This is a genomic window from Providencia sp. SP181 (assembly GCF_050446505.1).
Classification (GTDB): Bacteria; Pseudomonadota; Gammaproteobacteria; order Enterobacterales; family Enterobacteriaceae; genus Providencia; species Providencia vermicola.
The window spans coordinates 1-782 of record NZ_JBBPXM010000040.1 but is presented as its reverse complement, the minus strand read 5'-3'; the positions used below and the strand labels follow the sequence as shown (position 1 = coordinate 782).

Below are 782 nucleotides of genomic sequence, written 5' to 3'. Positions count from 1 at the left end.
ATAGTTTAGCCCCGTTACATCTTCCGCGCAGGCCGACTCGACCAGTGAGCTATTACGCTTTCTTTAAATGATGGCTGCTTCTAAGCCAACATCCTGGCTGTCTGAGCCTTCCCACTTCGTTTCCCACTTAACTATGACTTTGGGACCTTAGCTGGCGGTCTGGGTTGTTTCCCTCTTCACGACGAACGTTAGCACCCGCCGTGTGTCTCCCGTGATAACATTCTTCGGTATTCGTAGTTTGCATCGAGTTGGTAAGTCGGGATGACCCCCTAGTCGAAACAGTGCTCTACCCCCGAAGATGAGTTCACGAGGCGCTACCTAAATAGCTTTCGGGGAGAACCAGCTATCTCCCGGTTTGATTGGCCTTTCACCCCCAGCCACAAGTCATCCGCTAATTTTTCAACATTAGTCGGTTCGGTCCTCCAGTTAGTGTTACCCAACCTTCAACCTGCCCATGGCTAGATCACCGGGTTTCGGGTCTATACCCTGCAACTCATTCGCCCAGTTAAGACTCGGTTTCCCTACGGCTCCCCTATACGGTTAACCTTGCTACAGAATATAAGTCGCTGACCCATTATACAAAAGGTACGCAGTCACACCCTAAAGGGTGCTCCCACTGCTTGTACGTACACGGTTTCAGGTTCTATTTCACTCCCCTCGCCGGGGTTCTTTTCGCCTTTCCCTCACGGTACTGGTTCACTATCGGTCAATCAGGAGTATTTAGCCTTGGAGGATGGTCCCCCCATATTCAGACAGGATAACACGTGTCCCGCCCTACTCGT

Annotated in this window: 1 rRNA gene; it reads right to left on the bottom strand. The window is 51.3% G+C overall.

The features are described 5' to 3' along the window. A 23S ribosomal RNA gene (locus tag AABS66_RS21625) occupies positions 1-782 on the bottom strand; the annotation flags it as partial.